At 73.9% G+C, this 21426-nt stretch carries 15 protein-coding genes; 8 read left to right on the top strand and 7 right to left on the bottom strand.

Features of this window, described 5'->3' with window-relative positions:
• Positions 1-19: 19 nt before the first annotated feature.
• The gene (locus CP973_RS25835) at positions 20-1318 is read left to right on the top strand and encodes an MFS transporter (protein ID WP_150245869.1); all 1299 of its coding nucleotides are present in this window, start codon (positions 20-22) and stop codon (positions 1316-1318) included.
• Here the strand turns inward: CP973_RS25835 and CP973_RS25830 are convergent.
• Entirely contained in the window at positions 1205-2146 is a 942-nt protein-coding gene (locus tag CP973_RS25830) for a LysR family transcriptional regulator (protein WP_150245866.1), read from the bottom strand. The genes CP973_RS25835 and CP973_RS25830 overlap by 114 nt on opposite strands.
• Before the next feature lie 116 nt (positions 2147-2262).
• Here CP973_RS25830 and CP973_RS25825 point away from each other — a divergent pair, with 116 nt between their 5' ends.
• Positions 2263-2958: an SDR family NAD(P)-dependent oxidoreductase gene (locus CP973_RS25825; RefSeq protein WP_150245861.1), complete on the top strand. Its 696-nt coding sequence runs from the start codon at positions 2263-2265 to the stop codon at positions 2956-2958.
• A gap of 81 nt (positions 2959-3039) precedes the next feature.
• Here CP973_RS25825 and CP973_RS25820 read toward each other — a convergent pair whose 3' ends face one another.
• From CP973_RS25820 to CP973_RS25810, 3 genes are all read right to left on the bottom strand, one after another.
• The gene (locus CP973_RS25820; protein WP_150245858.1) at positions 3040-5418 is read right to left on the bottom strand and encodes a phosphoketolase family protein; all 2379 of its coding nucleotides are present in this window, start codon (positions 5416-5418) and stop codon (positions 3040-3042) included.
• A gap of 197 nt (positions 5419-5615) precedes the next feature.
• Positions 5616-7115: a M81 family metallopeptidase gene (locus CP973_RS25815; RefSeq protein WP_150245856.1), complete on the bottom strand. Its 1500-nt coding sequence runs from the start codon at positions 7113-7115 to the stop codon at positions 5616-5618.
• Positions 7116-7173: 58 nt separating this feature from the next.
• Positions 7174-8337: an ROK family transcriptional regulator gene (locus CP973_RS25810; RefSeq protein ID WP_150245853.1), complete on the bottom strand. Its 1164-nt coding sequence runs from the start codon at positions 8335-8337 to the stop codon at positions 7174-7176.
• A 211-nt stretch (positions 8338-8548) separates the two neighbouring features.
• Between CP973_RS25810 and CP973_RS25805 the strand changes: the two genes are divergently transcribed.
• From CP973_RS25805 to CP973_RS25790, 4 genes are read left to right on the top strand one after another with little or no spacing between them, the layout of a single operon-like run.
• Entirely contained in the window at positions 8549-10357 is a 1809-nt protein-coding gene (locus tag CP973_RS25805) for a peptide ABC transporter substrate-binding protein (protein WP_150245850.1), read from the top strand.
• A complete protein-coding gene (locus CP973_RS25800) occupies positions 10354-11304 on the top strand; it encodes an ABC transporter permease (protein WP_150245847.1) in 951 nt (316 codons plus the stop codon). The genes CP973_RS25805 and CP973_RS25800 overlap by 4 nt, the downstream gene beginning before the upstream one ends.
• An 11-nt stretch (positions 11305-11315) precedes the next feature.
• The gene (locus CP973_RS25795) at positions 11316-12236 is read left to right on the top strand and encodes an ABC transporter permease (protein WP_167538622.1); all 921 of its coding nucleotides are present in this window, start codon (positions 11316-11318) and stop codon (positions 12234-12236) included.
• A 10-nt stretch (positions 12237-12246) separates the two neighbouring features.
• Complete coding sequence (locus tag CP973_RS25790) at positions 12247-14346, top strand: ABC transporter ATP-binding protein (protein WP_150245841.1); 2100 nt, start codon at positions 12247-12249, stop codon at positions 14344-14346.
• On the opposite strand, the gene CP973_RS25785 is transcribed toward CP973_RS25790, so the two are convergent.
• Entirely contained in the window at positions 14333-15085 is a 753-nt protein-coding gene (locus CP973_RS25785; RefSeq protein WP_150245838.1) for a L,D-transpeptidase family protein, read from the bottom strand. The genes CP973_RS25790 and CP973_RS25785 overlap by 14 nt on opposite strands.
• A gap of 518 nt (positions 15086-15603) precedes the next feature.
• On the opposite strand from CP973_RS25785, the gene CP973_RS25775 reads away from it, so the two are divergent.
• Positions 15604-16995 carry an NADP-dependent succinic semialdehyde dehydrogenase gene (locus tag CP973_RS25775; RefSeq protein WP_150245836.1) on the top strand — a complete coding sequence of 464 codons (1392 nt, stop codon included), beginning with the start codon at positions 15604-15606 and terminating at the stop codon, positions 16993-16995.
• Positions 16996-17049: 54 nt separating this feature from the next.
• On the opposite strand, the gene CP973_RS25770 is transcribed toward CP973_RS25775, so the two are convergent.
• Complete coding sequence (locus CP973_RS25770; protein WP_150245834.1) at positions 17050-18270, bottom strand: erythromycin esterase family protein; 1221 nt, start codon at positions 18268-18270, stop codon at positions 17050-17052.
• Between the two features lie 70 nt (positions 18271-18340).
• Here CP973_RS25770 and CP973_RS25765 point away from each other — a divergent pair, with 70 nt between their 5' ends.
• Positions 18341-19072 (top strand): TioE family transcriptional regulator, encoded by a 732-nt coding sequence (locus tag CP973_RS25765; protein WP_150245831.1) that lies wholly within the window; start codon positions 18341-18343, stop codon positions 19070-19072.
• A 36-nt stretch (positions 19073-19108) separates the two neighbouring features.
• On the opposite strand, the gene CP973_RS25760 is transcribed toward CP973_RS25765, so the two are convergent.
• Positions 19109-21301, bottom strand: a complete 2193-nt coding sequence (locus CP973_RS25760) for a SpoIIE family protein phosphatase (RefSeq protein WP_150245827.1) — start codon at positions 21299-21301, stop codon at positions 19109-19111.
• Positions 21302-21426 lie beyond the last annotated feature (125 nt).

Here is a 21426-nt window from a genome sequence, read left to right as displayed (position 1 = left end):
AGTGGCAAACCCACCGACCATGCTTTACTGCCCCGTGACTCCTGCCATATCCCCCTCCACACCGAAGTCCCGTCCACCGCTGCGCGCCCGCGTCTTCGCCGACATCACGCCGCTGCGCACCTCGGTCCACTACCGCCGCCTGTGGTTCGGGAACACCGTCTCCTGGGTCGGCCAGCAGATGACCGCGCTGGCGGTCTCCCTCCAGGTGTACGACCTGACCGGCTCCACCTTCGCCGTCGGCGCGGTGGGCCTGTGCTCGCTGGTGCCGCTGATCGTCTTCGGGCTGTACGGCGGTGCCATCGCCGACACCGTCGACCGCCGCAAACTGGGCATGTACACCGCGGTGGGCGCCACCGTGCTGTCCGTGGCGCTGGCCGCCGCCGCGCTGCTGGACGTGCGGCAGGTCTGGGTGCTCTACACGGTCGTCGCCCTCCAGGCCGTCTGCTTCGCGATGAACTCGCCCGCCCGCTCGTCGATGATCCCGCGCCTGCTGCCGCCCGAGCAGCTGCCCGCCGCCAACGCCCTCAACTCGCTCACCAGCAACCTCGGGATGATGGGCGGGCCGATGCTGGGCGGTGTCTTCGTCGGCCTGTGGGGCTACCAGGCCGCGTACCTGATCGACGTGGTGACCTTCACCGCCGCCCTGTACGCGATGTGGCGGCTGCCCGCCATGCGCCCCGACCACGGTGACGAGGGCACGCCGCGCCGGCCCTCCGTCCTGGAGGGGCTGCGCTTCCTGGCCACCCGGCCGAATCTGCGCATGACCTTCTTCGCCGACCTCGCGGCCATGGTGCTGGCACAGCCCCGCGCGCTGTTCCCCGCCGTCGCCGTGCTCTGGTTCGGCGGTGACGCGAAGACGGTGGGGCTGCTCGTCGCGGCGCCCGCGGTCGGCGCGGTGCTCGGCGCGCTGTTCTCCGGCTGGCTCGGTACGGTCCGCCGGCACGGCCTGGCCATCCTGGTCGCGGTCGTCGCCTGGGGAGCGGCCGTCGCCTGCTTCGGCCTCACCCGTCACCTGTGGCTCGGCCTGTTCTTCCTGGCCGTCGCCGGGTGCGCCGACACCATCTCGATGGTCTTCCGCGGCACCATGCTCCAGGCCGCCGCGCCGGACCGGATGCGCGGCCGCCTCCAGGGCGTCTTCATCGTCGTGGTCGCCGGCGGGCCCCGGCTCGGTGACTTCCTGGCCGGCTCGGCGGCCGACCTCGCCTCACCTGCCGCGGCGGTCGTCGGCGGCGGCCTGGCCTGCGTCGTGGCGGTGCTGCTCCTCGGCCTGTGGCGGCGCGACTTCGCCCGCTACGACGCCCGCGACCCGAAGCCCTGACGAGGGCTGCGGTGCGTTGGCCGGGCGGCGCAGTATCGCGGTGGCGAGGTCCAGGAAGTCCCGTACGAGGCCGGTGCAGTTGCCCTCGGGTGCCGCCAGGCAGGTGCCGACGGGCGGGGCGTCGGTGACGGGCAGGTAGACCAGGCCGGGCCGGGAGTACGAGCCCGCGACGCTGAGGGGGACGAGCGCGATGCCCTGGCCGGAGGCGATCAGCTCGAACTTCTCCTCCAGGGAGGACGTCCGCCGCGTCCGGACGTCGAGGACCGGCTCGCCGTCGAGATCGGCCGAGGTGAGGGCGGGGCGGCCGGCGAGCGGATGCGTCACGGGCAGGCACGCGACCTTGGTCTCGTGGCCGATGGGGACGGTGCGCAGCCCCGTGTCGTCGAAGGGGTGCCGGAGGTACCCGACGTCCGCGCGGCCGTCGCGCAGCGGCGCGTCCCGCTCCCACCAGCGCAGCGGGAAGACATCGATCGCGACCGCCGGGTGGCGCGCCGTGAACGCCCGGATCGCGTCCGCCACGTGGAGGCCGGGCGAGAAGGCGACCACGAGCCGCTGTGCGCCCCGCCCGGCCTCGTGGACGCGCCGCAGCGCCGTGTCCACCACCGCGGTGATCCGCGGCGCCTCGTCGTACAACCGCCGCCCCGCCGGGGTCAGTTCGACGCTGCGCGTGCTCCGCGTGAACAGCGCGCAGCCCAGCTCCTGTTCGAACGCGCGGATCTGCCGGCTGAGCACCGGCTGGGCGACGAACAGCTCCTGTGCCGCCCGGCCGAAGTGCCGGTGCTCGGCCACCGCGCGGAAGTAGCGGAGCTTGCGCAGGTCCAGATCCATGCCGTGACGGTATCAATGCGGTCGCAAGGGTATGGGACGCCCGGACGGGCCGTCCGAAGACTGGGGTTCCCGCTCGTCATGCCGTACGACGCCGATGACCCACGAACAGGAACCCCATGACCGGCACCCGCAAGACCGCCCTCATCGTCGGGGCCTCCCGGACCCTGGGCCTCGGGCTCGCCGCCGAGTACCTCCGCCGTGGCTGGGACGTCATCGGCACGGTCCGCGGCGGCGGGCGCACCGGACTGCACGACCTCGCCGACACCGCCGGCGGGCGGCTGACCGTCGAGTCGCTGGAGATGACCGCTCCCGAACAGATCTCGGCCCTGCGCGACCGGCCGGCGCCGCGCTCCCTCGACCTGCTCTTCGTCAACGCCGCCATCACGCGGGGCGACATCCCGATCGGCGAGGTCCCGGCGGAGATGTTCACCGAGGTCATGCTCACCAACGCGCTCGGCCCGATGCGCGTCGTGGAGTGGCTGCGCCCGCTGGCGGCGCCGGCCGGGACCATCGGCGTCGTGTCCTCCGACCAGGGGAGCGTCAGCCTGAACACGGACGGCGGGCAGGACCTGTACCGGGCTGGCAAGTCCGCGCTGAACCAGCTGATGCGCTGCTACGCCGCCCGTTACGCCGGTGACCCGCGGACGCTGCTGTTGATGGACCCGGGCTGGGTGCGTACCGAACTGGGCGGTGCCGAGGCGGAGCTCAGCGTGGAGGAGAGCGTCCCCGGGGTGGTGGAGACGATGGAGAGCCACCGGGGGAAGCCCGGCCTCCACTTCGTGGACCACCAGGGGCAGGTCGTGCCCTGGTAGGCGCGGCGACCGGGCCGTGCCTCCGGAGCGTGGAGCGGCCGGCGGCCCGTCCCGTGCGGGCCGCGCCCCGTCACCGCCCCGTCACCGCCCGCCGCCCGGCCAGCTCCACTCCTCGACCTCCGGCAGGTCCGTGCCGTGCTCGCGGATCCAGTCGTGGTGGCGCTGCCGTACGTCGGCCATCGCCTGCCGCACCCCGGCGGCCCGCACGGCCAGCCCCGGCACCCGGTCGATGACGTCCATCACCAGCCGGTAGCGGTCCAGGTCGTTGGTGACCACCATGTCGAACGGCGTGGTCGTGGTGCCCATCTCCTTGTAGCCGCGCACGTGCAGATGGGGGTGGACGGCCCGGCGGTAGGTGAGCCGGTGCACCAGCCAGGGGTAGCCGTGGTACGCGAACACCACCGGCACGTCGTGCGGCAGCAGCGCCTCGAACTCCCGCTCCGTCAGCCCGTGCGGATGCTCCTCGTTCGGTTGCAGCCGGGTCATGTCGACGACGTTGACGACCCGTACGGACAGCTCCGGCAGGTGGGCGCGCAGCAGCGAGGCGGCGGCCAGCGTCTCCTGCGTCGGCACGTCACCGGCGCAGGCGAGCACCACGTCGGGGCGGGTGCCGGGCCGCTCGGTGCCCGCCCACTCCCAGATGCCCGCGCCGCGCGCGCAGTGCGCCCGCGCCTGCTCGATGTCCAGCCAGTCGAAGCACGGCTGCTTGCCCGCGACCACCACGTTGAGCACGTCCCGGGTGCGCAGCACATGGTCGGCCACGCACAGCAGGCTGTTGGCGTCCGGCGGCAGGTAGACCCGTACGGTGTGCGGGTCCTTGTTGAGGATGTGGTCGACGAAGCCGGGGTCCTGGTGCGAGAAGCCGTTGTGGTCCTGGCGCCAGACGTGCGAGGTCAGCAGGTAGTTCAGGCCCGCGACCGGGCGCCGCCAGGGGATGGAGCGGGCCGCCTGGAGCCACTTGACGTGCTGGGAGGCCATGCTCGACACGATGTGCGCGAACGCCTCGTACGAGGAGAACAGCCCGTGCCGCCCGGAGAGCACATAGCCCTCCAGCCAGCCCTGGCACAGGTGCTCCGAGAGCACCTCCATCACGCGCCCGTGCCGCCCCAGGTGCTCGTCGGTGGGCTCGGTCCGCGCCTGCCACGTCTTGTCGGTGGCGGTGTACACGTCCTGGAGGCGGTTGGAGGCCGTCTCGTCCGGGCCGAACAGGCGGAAGTCGCGCCGGTCCGCGGTCCGCTCCATCAGGTCGCGCAGCAGGCCGCCGAGGACGCGGGTCGGCTCGTGCATCTGGGTGCCGGGCTTGTCGACGGGCACGGCGTACTTCTCGGGGTCGGGCAGCGGCAGCGTACGGACGAGGCGGCCGCCGTTGGCGTGCGGGGAGGCGCCGAGCCGCCGGTCACCGCTCGGTACGCAGGCCAGCACCCGGTCCACCGGGCGGCCGTCGCCGTCGAAGAGTTCGTCCGGCGCGTACGAGCGCAGCCAGCCCTCCAGCTGGCGCAGGTGGTCCGGGTTGTCGCGCACCCCGGACAGCGGCACCTGATGGGCGCGCCAGGTGCCCTCGACGGGGGTGCCGTCCACCTCGCCGGGGCCGGTCCAGCCCTTGGGGGTGCGCAGCACGATCGCCGGCCAGCGGGGCCGTTCCCGCTCGTCGCCGTCCCGGGCGGCGCGCTGCGCCGCGCGGATGCGGTGCAGCGCGGTGTCCATGGCCGCGGCCATGTCGCGGTGCACCTGCGCGGGATCGGAGCCGGTGACGAACAGCGGTTCGTGGCCGTAGCCGCGCAGCAGCGCGTCCAGCTCGTCCTCGTCCAGCCGGGCGAGGACCGTGGGATTGGCGATCTTGTAGCCGTTCAGGTGCAGGATCGGCAGCACGGCGCCGTCGTGCCGCGGGTCCAGGAACTTGTTCGCGTGCCAGGAGGCGGCCAGCGGCCCGGTCTCCGCCTCGCCGTCGCCGATCACACAGGCCACCAGCAGATCCGGGTTGTCCAGCGCGGCACCGTACGCGTGCGAGAGCGAGTAGCCCAGCTCGCCGCCCTCGTGGAACGAGCCCGGCACGTTCGGCGCGGCGTGGCTGGGCACCCCGCCGGGGAACGAGAACTGCCGGAACAGCCGCGCCATCCCGGCCGCGTCCCGCGAGACGTCCGGGTTCAGCTCCCCGTACGTGCCCTCCAGCCACGCCCCGGCGAACACCGAGGGCCCGCCGTGCCCCGGGCCCCACACGCACACCGCGTCCTGCCCGTGGGTGCTGATGACCCGGTTGACGTGGGTGTAGACGAGGTTCAGGCCGGGGCAGGTGCCCCAGTGCCCGAGCAGCCGCGGCTTGATGTGCTCGGGCCGCAGGTCCTCGGTGAGCAGCGGGTTGCCGGTCAGGTAGATCTGGCCGGCGGCGAGGTAGTTCAGCGCCCGCCAGTGGGCGTCGAGATCGAGCAGATCGCTTTCGGTGAGCGGGGTCGGCGACTCCATCGGGGCCCTCCGTCGGGGGAAAGGTGATCAGGGAGCGCCTCTCCACCGTACGGGCCGTCATGCACGGGCGCCGCACATATCGGCCGTACTGGCCCGTTCGGCCGTTTTCGTACGCCGGAGGACCCCGGCGCCGGGCCTGGGGGCTCTGGCGCCGGTCCGCCGGGTTCCGGTGCCGGTCCGGAGGTCGTCGGTGCCGGTCAGAGCAGCACCGGCGTCAGGTCCGGGTCCTCGAAGCCCGCGTCGTCGAACGGGTAGAGGGGGCGGGCCACCCGGTGGTGCCCCAGCCGCAGCAGGTCCTGGTCCACGCCGCCGGGGGTGAGGGCGAGCAGCCAGTCGGCGGCCAGCTCGTGCAGCTCCGGCTCCAGATAGCCGATCTTCACCACGACGATGTCGTACGCGGCCGGGTCCAGCGGGGCGAAGTCGGCACGGGTGTGGAACGGCGTGCGCCGCTCGGTGAGGACGGCGGTCACCCCGCCGCAGGTCACCACGGCACCGCGGCCGCCCCCGTCGTACGCGGGGTTGCCGCGCGGGGCCCCGGGCGCGGGCGCGGCGGGCTCCCGCAGGGCGGTGACGGTGCCGGTCAGCTCGTACGGCTCGGCGTGCGGGCCGGTGCCCGCGCTGACGTGGCCGCCGACCTTCAGCGTCACCCGCGCGCCGGCCCCGGCCTCGAAGCACGCGGCCACGGCCGCCGGGTCGGTGATGCCGGGGTGCAGCGCGGTGACCCGCCCGCTCGCCAGGTCCTCGTGCGCCAGCAGACGGCCCAGCATGTACGCGAGGTCGCCCGCGCCGCCCGCGGTCGGGTTGTCGCCGGAGTCGCTGATCAGGAACGGGCGGGCGGAGGACGCCACGGCGCGCGCTATGCAGGTGTCGGCGTCGCCGGTCGGGCCGGCGAAGACGAAGCCGCGGCGCACGTCCCAGTACTCCTGGGCGATGCTCCGGGCCTGGGCGAGCGCCAGGTCCGGGTCGTCGCCGGTCACCACCACCGCGGCCCGGCAGCGCTCCTCGTCGGCCCAGGCGTACCCCACCCACACGGCCGCGTCGACGATGCCGTCCAGCGCCTCGACCGCGGCGAGCCTGCCGTAGAGGGACTTGGCCGGCTCCAGGCGGGTGCTGGTCTTCTCGCCGGGCAGCAGCACCGGGACCTGCACCCAGGCGCGGTACGGGCGGCCCTTGCCGGACGCCAGCCGTTCGACCAGCTTGCGGGCGGCCCGCTCGCGGGTCTCCCAGGCGTCCTCGTGCGGGGCCAGCCGGTGCGCGGTGAGCAGGTCGAGGTGGCCGGCGAAGCGGCGCGAGACGTTGCCGTGCAGGTCCATGGCGGCCGAGATGAGCGCGTCGGGGCCGAGCGCGTCCCGTACGGCCTCGGTGAGGTCCGCCTCGGCGTCGTCCAGGCCGGTGACGCTCATGGCGCCGTGGATGTCGTACACCAGGCCGTCCAGCGGCCCGGCTTCCCGGACGCGGGTGACCAGTTCGGACTTGATCCGGTCGTACGTCTCCCGCTCGACGGGCCCGCCGGGCAGCGCCACCGCGTGCACCAGCGGCACCCACTCCACCTCCGTCCCGAAGCCGCCGTCCGGCCGGGTCCACGCGTAGCGCGCCAGCAGGCCGGCGCCACGGGTGACGCGGAAGTCGTCGTACGCCGAGCGGTGCGGGCAGAACTGGCTGGACTCGATGGCCATGCCGCCGATCGCGATGCGCATGTCGGTGGTGCACCTTTCGTGGGGAGAGTCTTCGTGGGGGTGTCTTCTCGGAGAGGCGTCAGGTCCGTACGAGCGGCAGCCCGCCGCCGGCGGCCAGTTCGCGCAGTGCGGCGTGTCCGGCACCGAGCAGGCCCGCGTCCGGGCCGCGGCTCGCGGCCACGATGGACAGCTCGCTCGTGGCCATCGGCAGACAGCGCTCGTACAGCACCCCGCGCACGGCCGCGACCAGCGGTTCCGCGGCGGACAGCGCGCCGCCCAGCACCACGGCCTGCGGGTTGAAGAAGTTCACCACCACGCCCAGCACCGCGCCGATGTGCCGCCCGGCCTGCCGCACCAGGGTGGTGGCGTGCGGTTCGCCGTTCTCGACGAGCCGCAGGATGTCGGTGGTGGAGTCCGCGCCGGTGCCCCGCTCGCGCAGGGCGGCGGCGATGGCCGCGCCGCTGGCCACGGTCTCCAGGCAGCCGATGTTCCCGCAGGAGCAGGGGCGTTCGGCGGCGGCGTCCACCCGTACGTGGCTGATGTCGCCGGCGCAGCCGCGGGCGCCCCGGTAGAGCCGGCCGTGGCTGATCACCCCGGAGCCGATGCCGCGGCCCGCCTTGACCACGACCAGGTGCCGCAGGTCCGGGTGGGCGGCCCGGTGCTCGCCCAGGGCCAGGACGTTGGCGTCGTTGTCGACCAGGACCGGCAGGCCGGTCCGCTCGGCGAGCCGGTCGCGCAGCGCGTACAGATGCCAGCCCGGCATCCGGGACGGGGCGATGACCCGGCCGGACGCGGGATCGACGGGCCCGGGGAAGCCGACGCCCACCCCGCACACGGCGCGGCCCGCCGCGCGCTGCCGGGCGGCCAGCGCGGTCAGCCGCTCGGCGAGCAGGCCGACGGCCGGTTCCGGTCCGGCCGTCAGGTCGAAGGCGCACTCGTCGATGTCGTAGCCGGTTCCGGTCAGGCCGACCGCGCCGGTACGGATGTGGTGGCTGCCCAGGTCGGCGGCGAGCGCGACGGTGCCGCCGTCCGGGACGCGCAGCAGCCGCGGGCGGCGCCCGCCGCGCGAGGCGCCTTCCCCGGACTCGGTCAGCAGCCCGGCGTCGACCAGTTCCTGGACGCGGGCGGAGACGGTGGAGGCGGCGAGCCCCAGTTCCCGTACGAGGTCGGCGCGCGAGCGGGCGGTGCCGGTCGCGACGAGTTCGAGGACGTGCGCGGCGGAGCCGGGTTCGGTGGTGGTCATGGCGGGATCTCAGCGGCGGTCATCTACGGCGCCCTTCGCGGAGAACGTCGGAATACGGTCCTGGTCTTTCTTCGGCAGCCGAACAAAGACCAGGGAGCAAGTGGCTTTCAGTCCACACCAATTGGCGATGTTCTGCCAGACCCTTGACTTCTTTTCCCGGCCGTCCGTACTTTTCTCGCACTCTTCCACCGGCCGACCTTCCGGAGGCAGCATGGGCCCGCGCAGCACCCGCCGACGCGGCCCCGTCCACGCCCTGCTCGGCGCCCTGGCCGCACTGCTGCTGGGCGCCGCCACGCTCACCGGATGCGGCCCCGAGGACGGCGCCGTCACCAGCCTCGGAACCACCGGCGGCACCCGCGTCGAGGGCGGTACGGCCACCATGGCGCTGCCGCCCGCCGCCACCCCCAACTGGATCTTCCCGATCGGTACGGCCGGCTACCTGGCCTCGTACAACAACGCCGTACAGGACCTGCTCTACCCGCCCCTCTACACGGCCGAGAAGGAGGGCGCGGGCCTGACCATGGACAGCCCGCGCAACCTCGCCGAACAGCCCCGCTACAGCGACCGCAACACCACCGTCACCATCGCGCTCAAGAAGGGCTACCGCTGGTCCGACGGGACGCCCGTCACCAGCCGCGACGTGGAGTTCTGGTACGACCTGATCAAGCACGACAAGGAGGAGTGGGCGGGCTACTCGCCGGGTCTGCTGCCCGACAACGTCAAGAAGTTCGAGGTGCTGGACGACCACACCTTCCGGCTGCGCCTGGACCGCCCGTACAACCCCGCCTGGTTCACCGGCAACCAGCTCCAGGATTTCACCCCGCTGCCCAAGCACGCATGGAACCCGCACGACGAGAACCCGAAAAAGGTTTTCGCGCGCCTGCTGGAACACGCCGGGAAGCTCTCCGAGTTCGCCACCGACCCGCTCTGGAAAACCGTCAGCGGACCCTGGCGCATCGAGAAGTGGACCACCTCCGGACAGGTGTCGCTGATTCCCAACAAGCAGTACGGCGGCCCGGACACACCCCATCTCGACCGCGTCGTCCTCAAACCGTTCACCACCGCGGATTCCGAATTCAACGTGCTGCGCGCGGGCGGTGTGGACTACGGCTACATCCCGCCGTCCGTGACGGCCCGCTCCGCGAGCTTCGAGAAGCTGGGCTACCGCGTCGACCCGTGGGAAGGCTGGGCGATCACCTACATCGTCCTGAACTTCAACCACCCCACCGCGGGCCCGCTGCTCCGCCAGACCTACCTGCGCCGCGCCCTCCAGCACCTCATCGACCAGCGGGCGATCTCGGACGTGGTCTGGCACGGCAGCGCCGAGCCCACCCGCGGCCCGGTACCCGCCGGGCAGCTCGACCGCGACCCCTTCCCGTACGACCCGAAGAAGGCGGAAGCGCTGCTCACCGCGCACGGCTGGCAGCGCACCGACGGACGGCTGCGCTGCGCGCGCCCCGGCACCGGACCGGACCGGTGCGGCAAGGACATCACCGCCGGGCAGCCGCTGCGCCTGGAACTCCTCTCCCAGTCCGGCTCCACCGAGACGTCCAACACCGTGCAGGAGATCAAGTCCGCCCTGGAAAAGGCCGGCATCACCCTGGACATCCGGCAGCAGCCGCTGAACACCGTCCTGGGCACCACCGTCCCCTGCAAGACGACCGAACCGGTCTGCTCGGCCTGGCAGCTGGGCTTCTTCGGGACGCAGGGCAGCTGGTACTTCCCGACCGTGGCCAGCGGCGAATCCCTCTTCGCCACCGGCGCGCCCTCCAACATGGGCAACTGGTCCGATCCGAAGGCCGACGAACTGATCAGGAAGACCGAGTACTCCGACGACCCGTCCGCGATGCGCGACTACGCCCGCTACACCGCCGATCAGGTGCCCGTCCTCTGGACACCCAACCCGGCCTACCAGGTCTCCGTCATCCGCAACGACCTGCGCGGCATCGACCAGAACCCCACCCTGAGCCTCGCGCCGCAGGACTGGTACTTCGTCAAGAAGGGCGGTACGGGCCGGTGATCCGCTTCCTGGCCAAGCGCCTGGCCCAGGCCGCCGTCGTGCTGCTGCTGGTCTCCGTCATCGTCTTCGTGCTGCTGCACCTGCTGCCCGGCGGCCCGGCCCGCGCCATCCTCGGCGTCAAGGCCACCCCGGAGGCCGTCGCCCACTTCAACCACCAGCAGGGCTACGACCGTTCCCTGCCGCAGCAGTACGTGATGTACCTCGGGCGGCTGCTCACCGGCGACCTGGGCGCATCCTACAAGCTCAACCAGTCCGTCACCTCGCTGCTCGGCGAACGCCTCCCCAAGTCCGCGCTGCTGGCCGGACTGTCGATCGCGCTCGCCGCCGCGCTGGCCGTACCGCTCGGCGTCCTCCAGGCCGTACGCCGCGGCGGGGCCGCCGACCACCTGCTCACCGGCGCCGCCTTCCTCGCCTACGCCACCCCGGTCTTCTTCCTCGGCCTCGTCCTCATCCTCGTCTTCAGCCAGCAGCTCCAGATCTTCCCGGCCGAGGCACCGCAGGCCGACACCGTCGGCGGTCTGCTCGCCGACGCTCCCGCGCTGGTCCTGCCCGTGGTGACCACCGCGCTCGGCATCATCGCCGCGTTCAGCCGCTACATGCGCTCGGCCGTCCTGGACAACCTCGAAGAGGACTACGTGCGCACCGCGCGCGCCAAGGGCCAGTCGAACGCCCGCGTCATGGCCCGGCACGTGCTGCGCAACGCGCTGATCCCGCTCGCCACCCTCCTCGGGCTCTACCTCCCCACCCTCTTCAGCGGCCTCCTCGTCGTCGAGTCGATGTTCAACTACCCGGGCATGGGGCTGCTGTTCTGGAACGCCGCCCAGGGCTCGGACTTCCCCGTCCTGCTCGGCGTCACCCTGGTCGTCGGCGTGGCCACCGTGCTCGGCTCACTGATCACCGACATCGCCTACGCCGTACTGGACCCCCGCATCAGGAGCGTGTCGTGACCGCACCCTTCATGGACGCGCCCAGCAGCGACGGGACCGCACCAGCAGCCGGCCCCGCCGACCCCGGCGCGGCACCCGCCGCCCCCGGACCGCCGCGCCGCACCCTCGCCGTCTTCACCCGCAACAAACTCGCCCTCACCGGCGCCGTCGTCCTGCTCGGCCTGCTGGCCCTGTGCTACCTCGGCCCGCTCCTCCACCCCACCGACCAGACCCACACCGACCTCTCGCAGGCCAGCCTGCCGCCCGGCAGCCCCGGCCACCTCCTGGGCACCACCGACCTCGGCTACGACATGCTCGGCCGGCTGATGTACGGCGGGCAGACCTCCCTCGAAGTCGGCCTCGCCGCCGGGCTGCTGGCCACCCTCTTCGGGACCGTCTACGGCGCGGTCGCGGGCTACTTCGGCGGCTGGGCGGACGCGGTCATGATGCGCGTCACCGACGCGGCGCTCGCCATCCCCGCGCTGTTCCTGCTGGTCGTGGTCGCCGCCATCGTCACTCCCGGCAAGCCCGTACTCATCCTGATCATCGCCTCGGTGGCCTGGCTGTCCCCGGCCCGCCTCATCCGCGGCGAGGCGCTCGCCCTGCGCAGCCGCGACTACGTCCACGCCATGCGCCTGATGGGCGGCGGCGGGACCCGGGCCGTCTTCCGGCACATCCTGCCCGGCGCCGTGGGAACCGTCGCCGTCAACGCCACCTTCCAGGTCGCCGACGCCATCCTCTACGTCGCCTACCTCTCCTTCCTGGGCCTGTCCGTCCCGCCGCCCGCCGCCGACTGGGGCTCCATGCTCTCCGCCGGCATCACCTACACCCAGGTCGGCCACTGGTGGCTGATCTTCCCGCCGGGCCTGGCCGTCGTCCTCGTCGTCGCCGCGTTCAACTTCATCGGGGACGGCCTGCGGGACGCCTTCGACGTGCGCCTCCGGAAGAGCTGAGGAAGGGCCCATGACCGCCGACCCCCTGCCCGCGACCGCCCGCCCCGCGCCCGGCACCGCCGCGCCGCTGCTGGCCGTCGAGGACCTGCACGTCGAGATCACCGGCCGCGACCGCACCGTGCACGCCCTGGACGGCGTCAGCCTCGACCTCGCCCCCGGCGAAGCCCTCGGCATCGTGGGCGAGTCCGGCTGCGGCAAGACCATGACGGCGCTGTCCGTCCTCGGCCTGCTGCCGAACGGCGGCCGGATCACCGGGGGCCGCATCCTCTTCCAGGACGGCACCGGCGGCCCGACGGACCTCGCCGCCGCCCCCGAACCCGTCCTGCGGGACGTGCGCGGCAACACCATCGGCATGGTCTTCCAGGACCCGCTCACCTCCCTCAACCCGACCACGACCATCGGCGCCCAGGTCGCCGAACCGCTGCTGCTGCACCGGGAGACGACCCGGCGGGACGCCTGGGCGAAGGCCGAGGAGACGCTGCGGCTGGTCGGCATGCCCCGGCCCGCCGAGCGGATGCGGAACTACCCGCACCAGCTCAGCGGCGGTATGCGCCAGCGCGTCGCGATCGCCATGGCCCTGGTGTGCGAGCCGCGGCTGCTGATCGCCGACGAGCCGACCACCGCCCTCGACGTCACCACCCAGCACCAGATCCTGGAACTCGTCGACGACCTGCGCGCCCGCCTCGGCATGGCGATGATCCTGGTCACCCACGACCTCGGCGTCATCGCCAAGCGGGTGGACCGGGTCGCGGTGCTGTACGGCGGCAGGGTCGCCGAGCGCGCGGGCGTACGGAGCCTGTTCGCGGCGCCACGCCACCGGTACACCGAGGCCCTGTTCGCCGCCCTCCCCGAGCGCGCCACGGCCGGACACACCCCCCTCGCCACCATCCCCGGCCTGCCGCCCGCCCTCCTCACCCGCCCCGTCGGCTGCCGCTTCGCACCGCGCTGCGCCCATGCGACAGCCGAGTGCCGTACGGAGGAACCCGCCCTGGCGGGGGACCCGGGGCATGCGTACGCGTGTTTCCACCCGGCCGCCGCCGAGCCCGTGGCCGCAACGGAGCCCGCAGCCGTCGTGGAACCCTCGCCGGACCGCCGCCCCGCCGACCCCGGCATCCTCCTCGACCTCGACAACGTCACCAAGCGCTACGCCCTGCACGCCGGGCCCTTCGCCCGCCGCAAGGGCGCCCGGGAAGTCGGTGCCGTCGCCGGGGTCAGCCTCACCGTCACGCGCGGCGAGACCTTCGGCATCGTGGGCGAGTCCGGCTGCGGCAAGTCCACCCTCGGGCGGCTGGTCGTCGGCCTGGAGCCGCCGACGGACGGCACGGTCCGCTTCGCGGGCCGCGACATCGGCGCCCTGTCCCGCCGCGAACTGCGCGCCCACCGCCGCGAAGTCCAGCTGATGTTCCAGGACTCCTACGCGTCCATGGACCCCAGGATGCGCGTCGGCACCATCCTGCGCGAGCCGCTGGTCATCCAGGGCATCGGCGACCGTGCCGCGCAGCAGCGGCGGGTCGCCGCCCTCCTCGACGACGTGGGCCTGCCGCGCGGCGCCGTGGACCGCTACCCGCACGAATTCTCCGGCGGCCAGCGCCAGCGCCTCGGCCTGGCCCGCGCGCTCGCCCTCTCCCCGTCCCTCGTCGTCGCCGACGAACCGGTCTCCGCGCTCGACGTGTCCGTACAGGCGCAGATCCTCAACCTCATGCGCGACCTCCAGCGCGACCGCGGGCTGACGTATCTGTTCATCTCCCACGACCTGGCGGTGGTCCGGCACCTCGCGGACACCGTCGGCGTGATGTACCTGGGGAAACTGGTCGAGACCGGCCCGGCCCGCGAGGTCTTCGAGCGGCCCCTGCACCCGTACACCCGAGGGCTCCTCGACACGGTCGACGCGCCTGGTCCGTCGGCCCCCGCCGCGGGCGCGCCGCTGACCGGCGAGACACCCTCGGCCGCCGCGCCGCCCTCCGGCTGCCGCTTCCGTACCCGCTGTCCGGCGGCCCGCGCCCGCTGCGCGCACAGCGAGCCGGCACCCACCGAGCCGGCCGGGCCGGGGCACCGCGTCGCCTGCCACTTCCCCCTCGTGGCGAGCCCCGGCCCGGTCAGTAGCGGGTGATCGCCGTGGGGCCGGAGTCCGTGCCGATCGCGATGTGCGGCCGGGCGGCGGGCCGCACCCAGGACACGATGCGGGCCATCGCACGGGCCGGTACGGACACACAGCCCGCCGTCGCCCCACGGCCGTCGACGTGCAGGAAGATGCCCGCGCCGCGGCCGCGCACCGGGCGGTGGTAGTTGAAGCCGACGACCAGGGCCCGGCTGTACTGCCTCGGATAGCCGGCCAGCCGCTCGGCCTCGTCCGCCGCGCAGTCCGGCGGCCGGGGATCCACCCACCGGTTGTACGCGGCCGAGGCGTTGTCCTGGCACCACCACGAGGAGGCGCGCACGGGACGGTACGGGACCGTCGTACCGGCCGGGGCCTTCGCGAGGCCGAAGGCGAACGGCAGGTCGTACAGGCCGGTGGGGGTGGTCGAGGTCCCCTGTTCGCGGGTACGGCCCTCGGCCAGCCCGTTCGCCCCGAACCGCGCGGGTGCCGTACCGACCCGGTGCCAGCGCTTGCCGTGCCGCTGCCACCAGCTGACCGTGCCGGCCGTGGAGCGCGGGCCCGGGGCGCGGGCCGTGATCAGCTGGCTGCCGCCGCCGGTGTCGGCCATCCGGGCGGGCAGCGGACGCCCTGCCGGGGCGACGGCGGCCGGCGCGGAGGCGGGGGAGCGGGGCACGGCCGGGGCGGAGGCGGGCACGGTCAGGGCGAGCGCGGCGGCGCAGGCCGCGGACGCCAGGGTCCTCGCGGAGGTCATGAACGCAATGTAGGGCTCCGCGGTGCGCGCGGAGCCGAACGAACCGGCCAGGCCGCCCGGAGGCGACCGTGCGGGCGAGCGCCGCGCAATCCACCGGGCCCCGGGGAGATAGACCGGCGAAACCCGGGTACCGGGGCCGGAGAATCACATGTCGACCGACTTGGGAGGTCTGCTGTGGAGCGGCAACCGATACCGCACCGTACGCACGAGCCCGGACAGGAGCGGGAGCCCGTACCGCCGACGCCCACACCGACCCCGGGGCCGGGCGGACCCGAGCCGGGTCCCGGCCCGGGCCCCGCACCGGGACCGACGCCGGGGCCGCCGGTGCCGGGGCCGCCCGACCCCGTACCGCCGCCGCCCGCGCCGCAGCCGCCGACACCCAGCCCGGACCCGGTACCGCGCCCGCCGGGACCCGACCCGGTCCCGGAGCCGTCCCCGGCGCCCGGCCCGCTCACGTAGGACGCGGCAGCCCGCGCCCCCGCAACGCCCACCCGCCACCCCATGGGAGGTGCTTCCACATGGCCATCGCCACGGTCAACCCGGCCACCGGCGAGACGCTCCGGACCTTCGACGCGCTCGACGCGGGCGGGATCGAGGAACGGCTCGCCCGGGCCGCGGAGACGTTCCGCGGCTACCGGACGACGAGCTACGCCGAGCGCGGTGAACTGCTGCGCAACGCCGCCGGCCTGCTGGAGGCGGGCCAGGACGGCATCGCCCGCACCATGACCACCGAGATGGGCAAGCCGCTGGCGGCGGCCCGCGCGGAGGCCGCCAAGTGCGCGAAGGCGATGCGCTGGTACGCCGGGCACGCCGAGGAACTCCTCGCCGACGAGGTGCCCGACCCCGGCGATGTGAAGGACGCGGGCGCCACCCGCGCCTATGTGCGCTACCGGCCGCTGGGCACCGTCCTCGCCGTGATGCCGTGGAACTTCCCCCTCTGGCAGGTCGTCCGCTTCGCCGCGCCCGCGCTGATGGCCGGCAACACCTGTCTCCTCAAGCACGCCTCGAACGTGCCGCAGACCGCGCTGTACGCGGAGGACCTGCTGCGCCGGGCGGGCTTCCCCGAGGGCTGCTTCCAGACCCTGCTGGTCGGCTCCGGCGCGATCGAGGACATCCTGCGCGACCCCCGGGTCGCCGCCGCGACGCTCACCGGCAGCGAACCGGCCGGCCGCTCCGTGGCGTCGATCGCCGGCGACGAGATCAAGAAGACGGTGCTGGAACTGGGCGGCAGCGACCCGTACATCGTGCTGCCGTCCGCCGACCTGGACGCGGCCGTGCGGACGGCGGTCACCGCGCGCGTGCAGAACAACGGCCAGTCCTGCATCGCCGCCAAGCGCTTCATCGTGCACACCGACGTCTACGACGAGTTCGCGGTGCGCTTCACCGAGCGGATGGCCGGGCTGACCGTCGGCGACCCGATGGAGGAGACGACCGACATCGGCCCGCTCGCCAGCGAACAGGGCCGTTCCGACCTGGAGGAACTGGTGGACGACGCGGTACGGCGGGGCGCGGCCGTGCTGTGCGGCGGCAGGCGTCCGGAGAAGCCGACCGCGGGCTGGTTCTACGAGCCGACCGTCCTGGCCGGCATCACGCCGCAGATGCGCATCCACCAGGAGGAGGCGTTCGGCCCGGTCGCCACGCTCTACCGCGTCAACGACCTGGACGAGGCGATCGCCACCGCCAACGACACGTCCTTCGGCCTCAGCTCCAACGCGTGGACCCGCGACGAGGCCGAACAGGACCGTCTCATCCGCGACATCGAGGCCGGCGGCCTCTTCTTCAACGGCATGACCGCCTCCCACCCCGCCCTCCCCTTCGGCGGCGTCAAGCGCTCCGGCTACGGCCGCGAACTCGCCGGGCACGGCATCCGCGAGTTCTGCAACGCGACCACGGTGTGGCACGGGGCGTAGGGCCTTCGGGACACAGGGGCCCGGGGCGTGGCCCCGGGCCCACGGCGCGCGTCTCTAGCGCTCCGGCACGTCCTTGACGAACACGAGGCCGTCGATGTCCGTCAGATGCGCCGGACTCAGCGACGCGTAACCGAACCAGGGCGACTCACGGGAGACGGGCGGCGTGTCGCCGAGGGCGGCGGCCAGCCGGGCGGGGTCGACGAGGTACCGGTCCTCCGGCAGCGCGTACAGCAGCCCCTCGACGGTGTCCGGCGGCGGGGTGCCCACTCCCCGGTGGCGGATCGTGCCGAGGGCGGTGGCCACGAACGCGTAGTCCTCGCCCAGGCGGGCGTTCACGAGTGCGCCGGCGCTCCACCACTCCAGCAGCGGGTGGTCCCACATGCGCATCGTGCTCTTGGGCCGCTGCAAATGGCTGTTGTGGGCGAAGGCCAGGACCGGGCCCCGCTCGGCGAGGGCGAGGAGGTTCTCGGCCATCATCGCATCCCGTATGCCCAGCAGCCGTGTCATACGGTCCGGGCTGGTGTCGGCCATCCAGTAGTGGTAGCGCAGCAGGCCGGTGGCGGTGCGGCCGTACAGCCGCGCCCGGTCCCAGCCGTCGCGTGAGGTCGCCGGGATCAGGTGCGGTGTCTGCTGGTCCAGCACCGCCACCAGGTCGTCGGCCAGCAGCCGCAGCTCCCTGGCCTCGGCCGACCGCCCCGCGGACCGGGCCGGGTCCGTCATCGCGGCGGGCTCGGTCCACCGCTCGTCGGGGCCGAGCAGACGGTCGAGCGTACGCGCGGTGCAGGGGAGCAGGTCCGCGTCCACATGGGCCGCGAGGTAGCCGTACAGCGCGATGAGGGCCCGCCGGGGGCTCTCGGCGTTGGTGATCTCCAGCGGGCCGTCGAACCCGGCGAAGCGCAGCCGTTCGGACCGGGGGCGGCCGTCGTTGAAGTCCCGCATCCAGCGCACGAGTTCGCGGTTGGCGGCGGACGCGCCGAAGCCGTGGCTGAACCCGCGCTCCATGACCTCGTCGAGGGTGCCCGTGCCGGAGACGACGTGGTCGTCGACGGCCAGGCCCAGCAGGCAGTCGCTCTCGATGGCGATCGTCCGGTAGCCCTCCCGCTCGACGAGCTGCCGGAAGAGCGCGTTGCGCACTTCTAGCAGTGTGTCCTCGCCGTGGGTGGGCTCGCCCAGGGCGAGCACCCGCGGCCGGGACGGGAGCAGCGCCAGAACGGCGGCGGCGTCGAGCGGGCGGGCGGTGTCCTTGAGGGGGGTGCCCTTGGTGTCGGTGTCCATGCCCTCAACGCTATCGTTGAACGCTCTGTGTAAACTTTCCCGAACTCCCGCCCGCGATATGGTCGGTTGCATGGGACGCAACCTTCAAACGGGCGATCGGCTCAGGCCGGTTGACCTGGCGCGCGCTCACGGCCTGTCCACGCAGGCCGTCCGGAATTACGAGGAGGCCGGCATCCTCCCGGCCGCCGGACGCACGCCCAGCGGCTACCGCACCTACACCCCGCTGCACGCGCGGGCCCTGCGCGCCTTCCTCGCCCTCGTACCGGGCCACGGCCACCGGACGGCGACGGCGGTCATGCGGGCGGTGAACGAGGACGCGGCCGAGGAGGCGTTCCGCCTCGTCGACGAGAGCCACGCCCAGCTCCTCGAAGACCGCCGCACCCTCCAGGCCGTGGAAGCCGCCCTGCGCGACCTGGCCGCCACCCCGGCACCCGAGCCGGCCGCGGGTCCGAGGACGAGCGGCACGTTCATCGGACCGCTGGCGAAGCAGCTCGGCCTCCGCCCCGCGACGCTGCGCACCTGGGAGCGCGCCGGCCTCGTACGCCCGCGCCGCGACCCCCTCACCGGCTACCGCGTCTACGACGCGGCCGACGTACGGGACGCCCGCCTGGCCCACCAGCTCCGACGAGGCGGCTACCTGCTGGAACAGATCGCGCCCCTGCTGGACCGGGTCCGGGCGGCCGGCGGCCTCGAACCCCTGGAGGCCGCCCTGCACGACTGGCGCGGCCGCCTGTCCGCCCGCGGCCGGGCGATGCTGACCGGAGCCGCCGAGCTGGACGCGTACCTGCGCGAGCGCGAATGAGCCGCCGAGGGCCGCGGTCGCCGCCCGGCCCCGCCCTCATTCCTCCTTCGGCAGCGCGAACTCGCACCACAGCGCCTTGCCGCTGCCCCTCGGCTCCGCGCCCCAGGAGTCCGCGAGCGCTTCGACCATCATCAGGCCGCGTCCGGAGGTGGCGGTTTCGCCGGGGGTGCGGCGGCGGGGCCAGCGGCTGGAGCGGTCCTCGACCTCCAGGCGGACACGGCGGCGGGCGCCGCCCGGCACACCCGGGCGCGCGGGCAGGAGCTCCACCGTGACCAGCGCTCCGCTGTCCGTGTGCGTCAGCGCGTTGGTGATGAGTTCGGTGGCCGCCACCTCGACGTCGTACGCCAGGGAACCCGCCCGCCACTGGTCCATCGTGCGCCGCAGCATCGCCCGCACCTCCGAGGCGCCCGAGGGGTCCGCCTGGTGGACGTGCAGCCGCAAGCGCGGGGTGGTGGGGGCGGCGCCGGCGCAGGGGTGGCGGTGCAGGAGGACGAGGGCCATGTCGTCGGCGGAACCGGACCGTGCCCACAGCTGGTCCGAGAGCCGGTCGGCCAGCGCCTCCAGTTCGGCCGGCCCGTCCCGCACGGCCGCGGCCAGCGCGTCGATCCCGGCGGTGATGTCCTCGCCGGGCGTCTCCACCAGGCCGTCCGTGCACAGCAGGAGCCGGGAGCCGGGCTCCAGGAACAGCTGGGTCTCGGGGAAGTGGTCCTGGCCGAACGCGGTCGCCAGCCCGAGCGGCAGCCCGCCGCGCACCGGATGCCAGTCGGTGTGCCCGGCCGCGTCCCAGATCAGCGGGCCGAGGTGGCCGGCCCGGGCCACGTGCAGCGCCCCGGACTCCAGGTCCGCCTGGACGTACGTGCAGGTCGCGAACCGCTCGGTCTCCAGCTCGGCGAGGAAGCGGGAGGCCCGTACGAGCACCGTCTCCGGCGTGTGGCCCTCGGTGGCGTAGGCGCGCAGGGCGATCCGGAGCTGGCCCATCACCGCCGCCGCGTGCGTGTCGTGCCCCTGGACGTCACCGACCACCAGCCCGGTCCGCCCCTGGGGCAGCGGTATCACGTCGTACCAGTCGCCGCCGATGTCCCGGCCGGTGCTCGCCGCGTGGTAGCGGACGGCGACCTCGCCCCCGGCGATGTCCGGGACCAGCCGCGGCAGCATCGTGGCCTGCAACCCGGTCGCGAACTCCCGCTCCTGGTCGAAGAGCATGGCCCGCTGGAGCGACTGGGCCACGACACCGGCCAGCGCCAGCGCCAGGTTCCGGTCCTCCGCCGTGTGCTGCTTCGGTTCGGCGTTGAACAGGCCGAGCGCCCCGACGACCCGGTCCTGCGCCACCAGGGGCAGGAAGACGGCGCTGCCGGTCGGTATGCGGTCCAGGTACGGGCGCAGCCGCGGATAGCGGGCGATCAGTTCGCCCCGGGACGACAGGAACGCGGCCCGGCGCGAGAGGGCGGCGTCCGACAGCGGCAGCGTGTCGTCCAGCCGCGAGGCCATCATGTCCTCGGGCGTGGTGCCGGGCAGGCCGGTGATGGCGATGACCTCGAAGCGGTCGTTGTCGACCAGGCCGAGGATCAGCGCGTCCGCGCCGAAGCGCCGGGCCCCGCCGGTCCCGGTCAGCACCCGGGTCACGTCCGCGACCGACAGGGCTCGGGAGAGCGCGGCGGTGGTCTGCTGCACCATGGCGGTCTGCCGCTGCCGGTTCTCCTGGAGGGACCGCAGCAGCACCGAGTCGGCCAGTTCCGTCCCGGCCTCCCGGACGAGCCCGACGATCCGGTACGGCCGGCCGTCCCCGTCGCGCAGCAGGTGCCCCTGGGTGTGCGTCCACCGGGGTGTGCCGTCGCGGCAGTGGACGCGGAAGTACACGCCGTACGAGGGCGCCCCGTCCTGGATCGCCTGGGAGACCGCCGCGTCGAGCCGGTAGCCCTCCTCGGGCGGAATGCGGGCGGCCAGCGAACCGGGCCGCCCGTCGTACTCGTCCGCCCGCAGGTCGAAGACCTCCAGCCCGCACGCGTCCAGCTCCAGCGTCCCGCGGTCCAGGTCCCAGTCGAAGGTGCCGGCCCGGTTGAGGGCGAGGCGGTCGGCGAGGGCGATGGGGTCCAGGGGCGGCGGCGGACCGGTGCCGTCGGCACCGGCGCCCGGGCCGCCGGCCCGGTACGGTCCGCCGTCGCGGCGCGGGTCGTACCGGCTCAGCTCGTACCGGCCCGGCGGATACGGCGCGCCGTTGTGTCCCGTCATGGTCCGCCCCGCCCCCGTGCCGTCGTCGGCCGGCCACCGGCCACCGAAGGCGCGCCGGCCCCGGCCGCCCACCGGACGGCCGGGACCGGCGACGCCGGGGCCACCACGCCCGCCGCTTCCGTTCG

It is taken from the genome of Streptomyces albofaciens JCM 4342, assembly GCF_008634025.1.
In the GTDB taxonomy this organism is placed as follows: Bacteria; Actinomycetota; Actinomycetes; order Streptomycetales; family Streptomycetaceae; genus Streptomyces; species Streptomyces albofaciens.
Note: the sequence above shows the minus strand (reverse complement) of the source record. Positions and strands in the feature narration are given on the sequence as shown.